9 protein-coding genes and 1 riboswitch are annotated in these 12,859 nt (G+C 39.9%); all 9 genes read left to right on the plus strand.

What is annotated here, in order from left to right:
• Positions 1-207 precede the first annotated feature (207 nt).
• Positions 208-597, plus strand: a complete 390-nt coding sequence (locus LG296_RS04170) for a MerR family transcriptional regulator (protein WP_107932436.1) — start codon at positions 208-210, stop codon at positions 595-597.
• A complete protein-coding gene (locus tag LG296_RS04175) occupies positions 590-2,092 on the plus strand; it encodes a class I adenylate-forming enzyme family protein (RefSeq protein ID WP_107932438.1) in 1,503 nt (500 codons plus the stop codon). Before LG296_RS04170 ends, LG296_RS04175 begins: the two co-directional genes overlap by 8 nt.
• A complete protein-coding gene (locus tag LG296_RS04180; protein WP_107932440.1) occupies positions 2,093-3,760 on the plus strand; it encodes an acyl-CoA dehydrogenase family protein in 1,668 nt (555 codons plus the stop codon).
• A 461-nt stretch (positions 3,761-4,221) separates the two neighbouring features.
• The gene (locus LG296_RS04185) at positions 4,222-5,412 is read left to right on the plus strand and encodes an acyl-CoA dehydrogenase family protein (RefSeq protein ID WP_181417963.1); all 1,191 of its coding nucleotides are present in this window, start codon (positions 4,222-4,224) and stop codon (positions 5,410-5,412) included.
• Positions 5,413-5,492: 80 nt separating this feature from the next.
• A riboswitch (cobalamin riboswitch) is annotated at positions 5,493-5,688 on the plus strand.
• 188 nt (positions 5,689-5,876) lie between these two features.
• Entirely contained in the window at positions 5,877-6,860 is a 984-nt protein-coding gene (locus tag LG296_RS04190; RefSeq protein WP_107932740.1) for an iron ABC transporter permease, read from the plus strand.
• Between the two features lie 4 nt (positions 6,861-6,864).
• Positions 6,865-8,325: an adenosylcobinamide amidohydrolase gene (locus LG296_RS04195; RefSeq protein WP_107932444.1), complete on the plus strand. Its 1,461-nt coding sequence runs from the start codon at positions 6,865-6,867 to the stop codon at positions 8,323-8,325.
• 2 nt (positions 8,326-8,327) lie between these two features.
• Positions 8,328-8,888: a cob(I)yrinic acid a,c-diamide adenosyltransferase gene (locus LG296_RS04200; protein WP_107932446.1), complete on the plus strand. Its 561-nt coding sequence runs from the start codon at positions 8,328-8,330 to the stop codon at positions 8,886-8,888.
• 303 nt (positions 8,889-9,191) lie between these two features.
• On the plus strand, positions 9,192-11,336 hold the full coding sequence (locus tag LG296_RS04205; protein WP_107932742.1) for a (Fe-S)-binding protein: 2,145 nt from the start codon (positions 9,192-9,194) through the stop codon (positions 11,334-11,336).
• A 312-nt stretch (positions 11,337-11,648) separates the two neighbouring features.
• The gene (locus LG296_RS04210; protein ID WP_107932448.1) at positions 11,649-12,842 is read left to right on the plus strand and encodes an acetyl-CoA C-acetyltransferase; all 1,194 of its coding nucleotides are present in this window, start codon (positions 11,649-11,651) and stop codon (positions 12,840-12,842) included.
• Positions 12,843-12,859 lie beyond the last annotated feature (17 nt).

Here is a 12,859-nt window from a genome sequence, read left to right on the forward strand (position 1 = left end):
GCATGGTTAATCGGTCAAAGAGAAGAGTCGTCAATTCCTCGAAAACGCTGTAGCGAGGGTAATTGGTCAAAGAGAACCCGAACCCACACCCACACCCACACCAAATTTCTACATAACAAATATAAAATTCTATTAATTGCATAAATTCTATTGAAGTTTACGTTAACGTCAATGCTATAATTTGGGAAAAGAGGGGTGAGAAGGCAGATGAAAACGATTCAGGAGGTTGCGAAAGAATTCAATGTTTCAACTAGAACGCTACGATACTATGAAGAGATTGGGTTGCTTCGTCCAAGTCGTTCTGTTTCGAATCAGCGCACCTTTTCAAAGAAGGAGCTTGCTAAGCTGAAACTCATCTTTCGGGGGAAGAAATATGGATTCTCACTCGATGAAATAAAGGAGATGGTGCTTCTATTTGATTTCGACCGAACAGGCGTGCAACAGCTTGAACGAACTGTTGAATATGGCGAGCAAAAGATGAAAGAAATTGACTCCAAAATTGAAGAGCTTGTTCAAATGAAAATTGAGCTACAGGAGCTGCACACAAAATTCTATGAAAAATTGATGAATTTAAAGGGAGAGATGGTTGATGAATAGTTCAAATTTGTTAGCAAGAAATGCCCGAAAATATTCAAATAATGAAGCAGTAATCTGTCATGGAAGAAGAGTATCCTATAAAGAATTGGATGAACAAGTAACACGATTAAGCAATGCCTTATTAGCTCAAGGAATCAAACAAGAAGACAAAGTGATTCTTTTTATGCCAAATGTATTGGAATTTGTGGTTAGCTATTTTGCCGTACAGCGAATTGGGGGAATCGTGGTACCAGTGAATGCGAAATTCACTCTATCAGAAGTTGAATATGTGGCTGAACACTCGGAGGCAAAGGCAATTCTAGCACATGAAGCTATTTTTGCAGCTGTTGAAAAAATCTCGGCTATCCCATTAAAAATCAAAACAGGAGCACCAACTGATGGATGGTTGAGCTACACAGAGCTTTTAACAGAAAGCGAAACTACACCAATTGACTGCCAGTTAACAGAAGACGACCTTTCTACAATTCTATATACATCTGGAACAACGGGAAAACCAAAAGGGGTTCTTTTTAGTTATCGCAATGTCTTAGCCGTTTCGCAAATGATAGCTATCGAAATGGAAGTGAAGCCAGAAAGCCGACTTCTTTTAATGATGCCATTAACTCATTCCGCGCCACTACATTTATTTTTAATGTCTGGTGTTTTAGTAGGTTCAACAATTGTTTTAACACCAACCTTCACGCCGGATTTATTAATCGACTCGGTAGAAAATGAAAAAACGACGCACTTCTTTGGGGCACCTGTGGCATATTTGGTAACAGCTTCGAATCCAAGACTTCAAACAGCCGATCTTTCCTCGATGAAATGGTGGGTTTATGGAGGAGCACCGCTTTCTGAAAAAGAAATTCGCTTAGTTCAGCAAGCCTTTAAGACGGATAACCTATTATGTGTTTACGGATTAACTGAGGCAGGTCCAAGTGGGGCATTATTGTTTAATGATGAACATGAACAAAAGGCTGGGAGCGTCGGCAAGCGTGCACCGTTCGGGACAGAGCTTAGAATTATCAACGAAGATGGGGAAGATGTTGCTGAAGGTGAAATCGGTGAAGTGGTTTTATACGGCGAGGGTAATATGGTCGGTTATTATCGAGATGCTGAGGCAACAAAAGCAGCCTTTATAAATGGCTGGGTAAGGACGGGTGATTTAGCTCGATTTGATGAAGACGGCTTTATTTGGATAGTGGACCGAAAGAAGGACGTTATTATTTCAGGTGGGGTCAATATTTATCCAAAGGAAATCGAGGATCGTATGCTTCAATTTGAGGGTATTTTTGAAGTAGCAGTTATTGGTATTCCTCATGAAGAATGGGGCGAGACGGTAAAAGCAGTATATGCGACGAAAACGCCGATCGATGAAGAGAAGCTTAAAGCCTATTTAACTGAGCATCTAGCGAAATATAAAGTGCCAAGGGTATTTGAACAAGTGGAAGCGCTACCAAGAAATGCTTCAGGGAAAATTCTAAAACAACAATTGAAGCAACAGGTGGTGAACTAAATGAAGGTTTTGCAATCTTCTAGTAAAAGAGAATCAAACTTTTTTGAAAATGATGAGACGCTTCACAAAATACTAGAACAAATGCTGGAACCGAAGCTCTTAGAATATGCAAAACGAGAATTGCAGGATTTTGGGGAGCTAGTTGCCGGTGAAATTGATGAACGGGCAAAGCATACTGATAGGGAGGGAGAGCCTCGACTAAAACGATACAATAAATACGGTGAGGAAACTTCAGAGGTATGGGTCAATGAAGGCTACAAACAGACAATTCAGCAATCCTATAATACTGGAATCGTGGGCTATGTCCATAAAGAAATTCCACAGTTAGGGAAAAAGGGGAACTATGTTTATAGCTTTGCACAGGGCTATCTGCTTTCTCATGCCGAACCAGGCTTTTATTGTCCAGTGACGTTAACGATGGCAACAGCCTATTTACTGGATCATTATGCAAGTGAGGAATTGAAGGCACGATTTCTTCCCTATGTTTGTTCAACAGGGGAAGTGGAATTATTTGAAGGAGCTACCTTTTTAACGGAACGACAAGGTGGATCCGATGTAGGTGCAAACGTGGTTAAGGCACGTTTTGATGGAGAAGGCTACCGGTTATATGGCGAAAAATATTTTGCTTCAAATGCAGGAATGTGCGGAGTTGCCATGGTATTGGCACGTATCCCTAACGCACCAGCAGGGTCAAAGGGGCTGACGCTTTTTGCAGTACCGTGGAAAAATGAAGATGGCTCAGTCAACGGGCTAAGAATTCGCCGGCTAAAGGATAAATTAGGCGTTCGTGCAGTGCCGTCTGGAGAAATAGAGTTTGATGGTGCGCGTGCCTATGTTGTTGGGGACCCAAGTAAGGGCATATACTATATGCTTGAAGCTCTAAATCTCTCTAGGATTTGTAATGCTGTAGCTTCAGTAGGGATTATGCGACGTGCGTTTCTAGAAGCGAAGCACTATGTTTCCAATCGTGAGGCATTCGGGCAAAGCTTGACGAACTACCCGATGATTCAGGATTCTTTAGGGAAATTAGCAGCAAAACTACATGTGGAAGTAGCTGCTACATTTGATTTGATTCAGCAATATGATCTTGTTACGAATGGGAAGGGAACTACGAGAGAAACGGTTTTGAATCGATTGTACATCGCTATTATGAAGAAGGAAACGGCAGAGCATGCAGTCAAATTTGCAAGTGAAGCCATCGAACTTCATGGAGGAAATGGCTATATCGAAGACTTTGTCACACCGCGATTATTACGGGATGCACAGGTTCTGACGGTGTGGGAAGGTACGGCGAACATTTTAGCCCTTGAGGTCATTCGATTATTTAAAAAGTATGATGCACATAATTTATTTATTGAAGAAATGAATAAGCGATTACTAGCAATTCCAACATCAAAGTTGAAAGAAATCGTCGAAGTTCAATTAAATGTAATCGATAAGCAGCTACAGCTATTTGTTTCCTTAGATGATGCCACACAAACTTATGATGCAAAGGCAATTACAGAAAAAATGGCCCTTATTTATGAAAGTGTCATCGCTATAGAATGGGCAGCTCAATTTGGAGATAAATATGAAAAGTTAGCGGAAATCTATTTAGAAGAAACCTGGGAGCTGCGTAAAGTAGGTGACCCAATGAAAACTGTTCAGTATTTCCATGAAATAATCTAATAGTGATGGGAGAGTGCTTAAAAAAAGAAAGGGTGCTCTTCTGAAGTGAAAAGTGTAAATACAATTTGTGAAAAAGCATGGCGATCGTAATCGAGTTCGCCATGCTTTTTATTTAAGCGGAAAATTTTCGGTTAATGGTTCAAATAGAGGCCTAACAAGCAGAAATAAGAGAAGATTTTCCTGTTAATCTCTATATAATAAGCCGAAATTCACGGGTTTTGGCAAAATAAGCGGAAAAACTTCCTTTAATTCAATGAAAATATCACTATATTTCAATTTAGAAGGAAATTTTTCGGTTATTCTTCAACCCTTAACCACTCCAAAACCGCAATCCATTTTAAGAGACTCACCAGCTTACAATCCATATTAAGTTACTAAGAATTTGACGGATGAAAGAAGCTAAAAGTAAAATAGACTTATAAGATAGAGAGCGGATTTAGTCTGATAAGGAGATGGCGAATTTGAAAGGTTTATTTATTAAGACTGAAGAACAACGAAAATGGTTAAAAAAGCTAGCAACCCTAGAAGCAGAATTCAAAGTTAATGCCCAACAAATTGATGAACAATCAATCTTTCCTCGCGAGCATATTCAAAAGCTACGTGATATCGGGTATACGAAAATTACCTTACCGAAAGAATTAGGTGGCGACGGTTTTACTATTTATGATGCTATTTTGTTACAGGAAACCCTAGCGAGCTACGATGGAAGCACAGCGCTTTCAATAGGCTGGACGGTATTAACGGTGGGTGAATTATTTGAGAATAAATATTGGGAGCCTGCGAAGCTAGCGGCCTTTGCTAAAGAGGTAGAAAAAGGAGCAATTATTAACAGGGCTGTAAGTGAAGCGGCAACTGGCAGTCCGATTCGTGGAGGGCGCCCTGGCACGACGGCAAAACGTGATGTGGACAACTGGATTATTAATGGGCGAAAAAGCTATACGACTGGCTCACCTGAGTTAGACTACTTTTTAACCTCTGCATGGATTGAGGACGAGGAGAAAATCGGCTTCTTTTTAATACATAAAGATACACCAGGGATTTCTATAGAGGAGACCTGGGACGTTATTGCAATGCGTGGAACAGGGAGCCATGATTTAGTGTTGAATGCCGTGAAATTGGATGCATCTGATTTGGTAGAAGTCCCTAACTATACGACAGGCTTCAAATTGAATGGATGGCTGCTCATGATTCCCGCAACATACCTAGGAATTGCACAAGCAGCACGTGACTATGCAATACAATTTGCCAAAACTCATTCACCGAACAGCATTCAAGGGACAATAGCTACGTTACCGAATGTTCAAGCATTGCTTGGTGAAATCGAATTGGAATTAGCCCAAGCCCGATTTGCATTATATGGTGCTGCACAAAGCTATGTGGAATTGAAAGCGAAAGAACAAAAGGGTAAAACGCTAACAGAACAGGAAGGCTTGGTTATTGTTAATGCAGTAAATGTAGCAAAGCATGTTGTCACTAATGCTGCCATTACTGTAGTCGATAAAGCGATGCGAGTAGTTGGAGCAAAAAGCCTACAGCGCTCAAACCCGCTACAACGTTATTACCGTGATGTGCGTGCGGGACTCCATAATCCACCAATGGATGATTTAACGATAAAAAAATTAGCTGAAATGGTACTGAACGAAAAAGCATAATAAAACAAGTTTAATGGATCAATGATACTCGAAAAGTTTTATACATTCTTTTCCATAAATAAAGTATAATAGAGAGAAATAATTTCATAGCTAGTAAAGGTCTTTTTGCAAAGCTTTGCAAAAAGAGTAAAAGGGAAGTTGGTGAAAGTCCAACGCTGTCCCGCAACTGTAAATGGGAGTGCCCCTAAAGTCCACTGTTACGAAAGGCTCGTAATGGGAAGGAGGGGAGCATGATGAACATAAGCCAGGAGACCTGCCTTTATGATAACGATTCAAACCTTACGAGGATAGGGGGAGTACTGCGATTGTAATTCTATTAATTACAAAAGTCTCCCTTTTGACTTGGCTAGGGAGGCTTTTTATTTTTATGAAAACAAAGGTGAAGCAATGAAATACAATTCAATTTCTACTAAAAAATATAATATTGTAAAGAATAGTGTTGGGGTCGTGTTGTGAAAAAGAAAATGGTATTTGCTTATAGTTCATCTATCTTAATTTTATTCGTTAGCATTTGGCTTGGGGTTTCGATTGGCTCTGCAGATATACCTCTTTCAACATTATGGGATAACGAGACCAATCCAAGTGCTTATAGTATATTATGGGGTATTCGAATGCCTCGTGTAATTTTAGCTGGACTTGTCGGGTCGTCACTTGCCATTGCAGGGGCAGCCTTTCAAGGATTACTTAAAAATCCTTTGGCAGATCCATATACACTTGGTATTTCCTCCGGTGCTTCTGTTGGAGCAGTGGCAACGATTTTCTTCAGTCTTTCAATACCGGTACTCGGGTCTTACACTCTGCCGTTATTCGGGATGGTCGGTGCATTTCTTTCAATGATTCTTGTCCTATCCTTTGCAAGACTAATCGACCGTTCTATGAAAATGGAAACACTTATTTTAACAGGGGTCATATTCAGCTCCTTTTTAGGATCCTGTATTTCATTAATGATTGCACTTACAGGCCAACAGCTCCGTGAAATTACAAGCTGGTTACTGGGTAGTGTGTCTATGCGTGGATGGCCATATGTGCAAATGATTCTACCTTTTGTTGTAATTGGTGTTATTTTATTGTGGTTAAATCGTCGAGAATTAAATGCCATGATGTATGGTGATGAACGAGCACAAGCTTTAGGAGTTAATGTGAAGTTGAGAAAGTATTTAATTCTGGCAGGAGGTTCGATGCTAACAGGGGCGGCTGTTTCGGTTTCAGGTACTATTGGCTTTGTAGGATTAGTCGTTCCACATATGACGCGTATGCTTTGGGGTACTGATCATCGTCATTTACTAACGCTGTCATTTTTAAATGGAGCAAGTCTATTGATAATTTGTGATCTTGTTTCTCGAACGATTATCACACCATCTGAACTGCCGATTGGTGTTATTACAGCCTTTATCGGCGCGCCAGTCTTTTCATATATCTTCTTTAAGCAACGAAGAAGTAGGGGGTGAAACTATGCTAAAGGTTCATAATATTTCTGGCGGTTACGGAGCGGCTCCTATTCTATCAGAAATTTCATTTCAAGTTGAAAAGGGAAAAATGATAGGCATACTTGGTCCGAACGGGTGTGGGAAGTCAACGCTATTGAAGGTAATCAGCGGCATAATGAGTCCTACTTTTGGAAATGTCTTCATAGATGGCAAGGAGATAGATCAATACTCAACACGTGAGTTAGCTAAAAAGATGACGATTTTACCGCAATTACACGCAACTGCATTTTCAAGTACGGTACGGGAGACAGTTTCCATTGGTCGATATCCCCATCAATCAGGCTTCTTTTCAAGCTGGAGAGCTGAAGATGAAAGTGCCGTAAAAAAGGCGATGCAGCAAACGGATATTGAGAAATATGAAAATCATTATTTAGAGTTTTTATCGGGTGGGGAGCAGCAACGAGTTTTTATAGCCCAGGCTTTAGCCCAGGCATCTAGTTTACTGCTGCTTGATGAGCCAACGAATCATTTGGATATTGCACATCAAAAGCAAATATTGGATATGATTCGAAAGGAAGTAACTGAAAATGATTTAACCGTTGTGTCCGTTTTCCATGACATTAACCTGGCATCACTCTACTGTGATGAAATACTTTTAATGGAAAAGGGAAAAGTGAGAGCATATGGTGCCCCTCATGAGGTCTTGCTTGAGGAAAAGGTTATGGCTGTTTACGATACAAGGATTTCAATCCAAGCACATCCAGAGCAGCCGAAGCCACAAATGACGATTTTACCTGATTTGCAGGACACCCTTGAAAAAGTAATTACAGTCGAGCATTTAAACATCACCAATGAATATGTTGAATTTAAATCTCCTTTTCCTTTAAAGGTGCTATCATCTGCTGTACATAATGCGGGTATGGGTTGGTTTGCGAATTTTGTAAATCGCACCGTAGCCCCCAATTATGATATTGATAATGTGAAGGAAGAATATTATCAATACTTAGTTGATAAAGACTTTTCCCCGACAAATACAGTTGGTATGATGACTGCTGTTGATACAAAAAAGGCAGTAGTTAAAAACTATAGCATGCCATTTGGTGAAGTAATTGTAGTAGTTACAGCGGGAGTTGGAAATGCCATTGATGTCTCCCAAAGCTATAAACGTAACGATTTCTTTCGTGTTGGTACCATTAACACATGGGTGCTTATTAACGGAAAATTATCGGATGAGGCCTTTGTGCAGGCAATGATGACAGCAACCGAAGCAAAATCAAAAGCGTTGCAGCATGAAGAGGTTTACGATTCAGTTTCGAATACCATTGCGACAGGTACGCCAACAGATAGCTTATTGATTGCCTCAACACAGGCAGGAGAGTTAATGCAATATGGGGGTCCGATTACTGAAGTCGGTCAGGTAATAGGTAAAGGTGTGTTCGAAGCAACCGTAGAGGCAGTTCAATCTTATCGAAAAGGGGATAGATAATTATGAAGCTTTACACAAAAACAGGGGATAAAGGAAAAACAAGTTTAATAGGTGGACGCGTTAATAAGGATGATCTGCGTGTAGAAGCCTATGGCACAATCGATGAGCTAAACTCGTTTATTGGCAAGGCCGTAACGGAATTAGATTCAACAGTTTTTAAAGATTTACTAGAAGACCTTGAAACAATTCAGCATGAGCTATTTGACTGTGGTGGTGATTTAGCAAATGTCATGAAGGAACGAAAAATAACATTGCAGGAAGCATCTATTGAGGTATTGGAAAAAAGAATTGATGCCCTATCTGATGAAGCGCCGCCTTTAAAGAGATTTATCTTACCTGGTGGCACACCGGCAGCTGCAACACTTCATATTGTAAGAACAGTGACACGTAGAGCAGAAAGACAAGTAGTAACACTTTTAAATGAAGTAGAGGATGCGCCTGCTATTATCCAGAGATATCTAAATCGTTTATCGGATTACTTCTTTGCCGCTGCACGTGTTGTAAACTTCCGTTCGAATGTAAAAGATATTGAGTATATTCGTAGTGGAGATGTATTTAAATAATTTGAGTGAGAAAACAATCCTTCTTAAACGGGATTGTTTTTTTATTAGCTTAGAGGGCTTATTTAATCACTGTTATTATAGTGAGAATAATACTATAGCATAGAAAAAAGATGTATATTTAACAAAGTATCAATATATTATTAGAAATTTTCGAACAATAGATTGACTGAATGCTCATTCATATTTTACAATAGAGACATAAAAATGAGAGGTTTTGAATTAACTAATATTATAGATTATTTTAAGGCTACTCAGGAAAAGTTATTTTGGACAAAGGGGAAAAGGCAAAAAGGGGGAGAAGACATGAATGGATTACTAATTGCAAATTGGGTGATGTTTGCAGCGGTTGTATTATACGCATTAGGACTATTCTTCTATCTAGTTAAATCACGCTATGAGTTCATTCAACTTGGTAGAAAAGAAGAGTTTGAGTTAAAGCTAAAGGAACGTATTGGGGATTTAGCTGAAAAGGTATTTGGACAATCCAAGCTTTTGAAAGATAAAAAAATGGGCTTAGTCCACGTTGCCTTCTTCTACGGATTCTTATTAGTTCAATTAGGGGCAATAGATTTAATTTGGAAGGGACTAGCACCGGATTCACATTTACCGCTTGGTGGATTATATCCTGTATTTACCTTCTTCCAGGAAATTGTAGTATTAACTATTTTAATTGCTGTAGCGGTAGCGTTTTACCGCCGTTATATGGAAAAGCTTGTTCGTCTTAAAAGAGGCTTTAAAAACGGTTTAGTGTATTTGTTTTTAAGTGTTCTAATGTTCGCTACTCTAATCGGTAACGGGATGGCACTTATTTGGCACGGACATGCTTTAACTTTAGCAGAACCAGTTGCATCTAGCATCGCTTGGGCTTTCCAATGGATGTCACCAACGGCAGCTGCTGTTGTATTCTTCGTAATGTGGTGGGCACATTTAATAGCACTTCTTGCCTTCCTTGTATATATTCCACAAGGAAAGCATTTCCACTTAATTACAGGTACAATCAATGCTGTAGTAAACCGCCAAGATCGTATCGGGACACTACGCCCTATTGACTTTGCTGCACTTGAAGAAGCAGAGGATGAGGCAGAAATGCCAGCACTTGGCGTCGGTAAAATTACTGACTTTACTCAAAAGCAAATGCTAGATTTATATGCATGTGTGGAATGTGGTCGCTGTACGAATATGTGTCCAGCAACAGGAACAGGTAAAATGCTTTCTCCTATGGACTTAATCGTGAAGCTTCGAGATCACTTAACATTTACTGGGGCAGTAACTACGAAGCAAAAGCCTTGGGTACCAGCATTTGCATTTAATAATACGCAAGGAAATCAGCTTGCTATGGCGGCTGGAGCTGAGGGTGCTGTTATTGAAGATATTTATAGCCCATCATTAATTGGGGATGTTATCACAGAAGAAGAAATTTGGGCATGTACAACTTGCCGTAACTGTGAGGACCAATGTCCGGTAATGAACGAGCATGTCGATAAAATTATTGACCTTCGCCGTTACTTAACAATGACTGAAGGTAAAGTAAATTCTGATGCACAACGCGCTATGAATAATATCGAGCGTCAAGGAAATCCTTGGGGTCTTAACCGTAAAGAAAAAGAAAACTGGCGAGAGCTTGATTCAACTATTTCGATTCCAACTGTAAAAGAAGCGAAAAAATCTGGTGAAGGCTTTGAGTATTTATTCTGGGTTGGATCAATGGGATCATTCGATAGCCGTTCACAAAAAATCGCTCTATCCTTCGCTCGTTTAATGAACGAAGCTGGCGTGAAATTTGCGATATTAGGAAACAAAGAGAAAAACTCAGGGGATACACCTCGCCGTTTAGGAAATGAGTTTTTATTCCAAGAGTTAGCTACAGCTAATATCGACGAATTCGTGAAAAATGATGTGACGAAAATTGTTACAATCGACCCGCATGCCTACAATATCTTTAAAAATGAGTACAAGGATTTTGGCTGGGAAGGGGAAGTATACCATCATACTGAGCTACTATTCGATTTAGTTAATGAAGGGAAGCTGACATTAAATCATCGAGTAGATGAAACGATTGTGTTCCATGATTCATGTTACTTAGGTCGTTACAATGATGTATATGATGCACCGCGTGAAATTCTAAAAGCTATCCCGGGTGTAAACCTTGTTGAAATGGAGCGTAACCGTGAAACGGCAATGTGCTGTGGAGCTGGTGGTGGTCTAATGTGGATGGAGGAGCACGTAGGAAATCGTGTCAATGTGGCGCGAACAGAACAGGCATTAGCAACAGAAGCATCGATTATTTCTTCTGGCTGTCCGTACTGCTTAACAATGCTTTCAGATGGAACGAAAGCAAAAGAGGTTGAGGAATCAGTTGGCACTTATGATATCGCAGAGCTATTAGAACGTTCTGTATTCGGTGAAAAAATCGTTGAAGTGGTAGAAGAAGAGGCTGTTGAAGTTTAATTCGAAATTAATATGATTTGATGAAAATGTTGATTTTTCTAAGGTATTTAATCATAAAAGAGAATAAAATGTAGATATCTGAAAAATTAAAATTGATTATTAGTTTCATATTTTATAAAATATAGATAAATGCGAAAAGGGAGTTCTAAATGGCTCCCTTTTTTATTAAACATAAATTGAGCGAGCGTTCAGTCAGGTAGGAGTTTCTCGATTATGTTGGGCGTAAAGTGTGTTTTAAGAACAAGGGGATTGTTTTTCATTAATATTAAAGCCCAGCTGTAAAAAAACTCGATAGACAAAGGGGATGTAGATTTGAGTAGAACAGTGATTTTAGAAGGAGCAAGAACACCATTTGGAAAGTTTGGGGGAGGACTTTCTCCACTTTCTGCAAGTGATTTAGGTGGAAATGCTATTAAAGCAGCTTTAGAAAGAGCAAATGTAGCGACGGATACAGTAAACGAAGTCATTATGGGCACTGTACTCCAGGCTGGGCAAGGGCAGATCCCTTCACGCCAAGCAGCAACAAAAGCAGGCATTCCTTACTCAGTAAAAACTGAAACGATTAACAAAGTCTGTGCCTCAGGTATGCGTAGTGTCACACTAGCAGATCAGCTAATTCGCTTAGGCGACGAAGAGGTAATTGTTGCTGGTGGGATGGAATCGATGTCCAATGCACCTTACTACTTGCCAAATGGACGCTGGGGTCTTCGAATGGGCGATGCAAAATTAGTAGATGGCATGGTGTACGATGGTCTATCATGTGCCTTCCATCCAAATAATGTACACATGGGAACTTACGGGAATGAAACTGCAAATACATTCGAAATTGCAAGAGAAACGCAGGATGAGTGGGCAGTTAGAAGTCACCAATTAGCCATTAAAGCGATGGAAGATGGGAAATTTGCTGAAGAAATTACACCGATTGAAATTAAAGGTCGTAAAGGTGATATCACGACAGTTCATGAGGATGAAGCGCCTCGTAAAAACACTTCGATGGAAGCGTTATCAAAGCTTAGATCTGCTTTTGATAAGGATGGAACAATTACTGCTGGGAATGCCCCAGGTGTAAATGATGGCGCCTGTGCAATGGTGTTAATGAGTGAAGAAAGAGCAAACGAAGAGGGGCGCAAACCATTAGCATATGTTTTAGGGCATGCAGAGGTTGGCGTAGAGCCTAAGGATTTTCCACAGACACCTGGAATTGTCATCAATGAATTATTAAAGAAGACAAATAAATCCATAGAAGAAATCGACCTTATCGAAATTAATGAAGCATTCTCAGCAGTGGCTTTAGTTAGCAATCAAATTGCAGGAATCGATTCAGAAAAAGTCAATGTTAATGGTGGAGCAGTAGCACTAGGGCATCCAATTGGAGCATCTGGAGCAAGAATCATTTTAACATTAGCATACGAGCTAAAACGTCGTGGAGGTGGCATTGGTATCGCAGCGATCTGTTCGGGCGGTGGTCAAGGCGATGCCATTATGATCGAGGTACCTAAACAATAATTTAGTGCCATTTTCGA

Source organism: Ureibacillus chungkukjangi, from assembly GCF_044795995.1.
In the GTDB taxonomy this organism is placed as follows: Bacteria; Bacillota; Bacilli; order Bacillales_A; family Planococcaceae; genus Ureibacillus; species Ureibacillus chungkukjangi.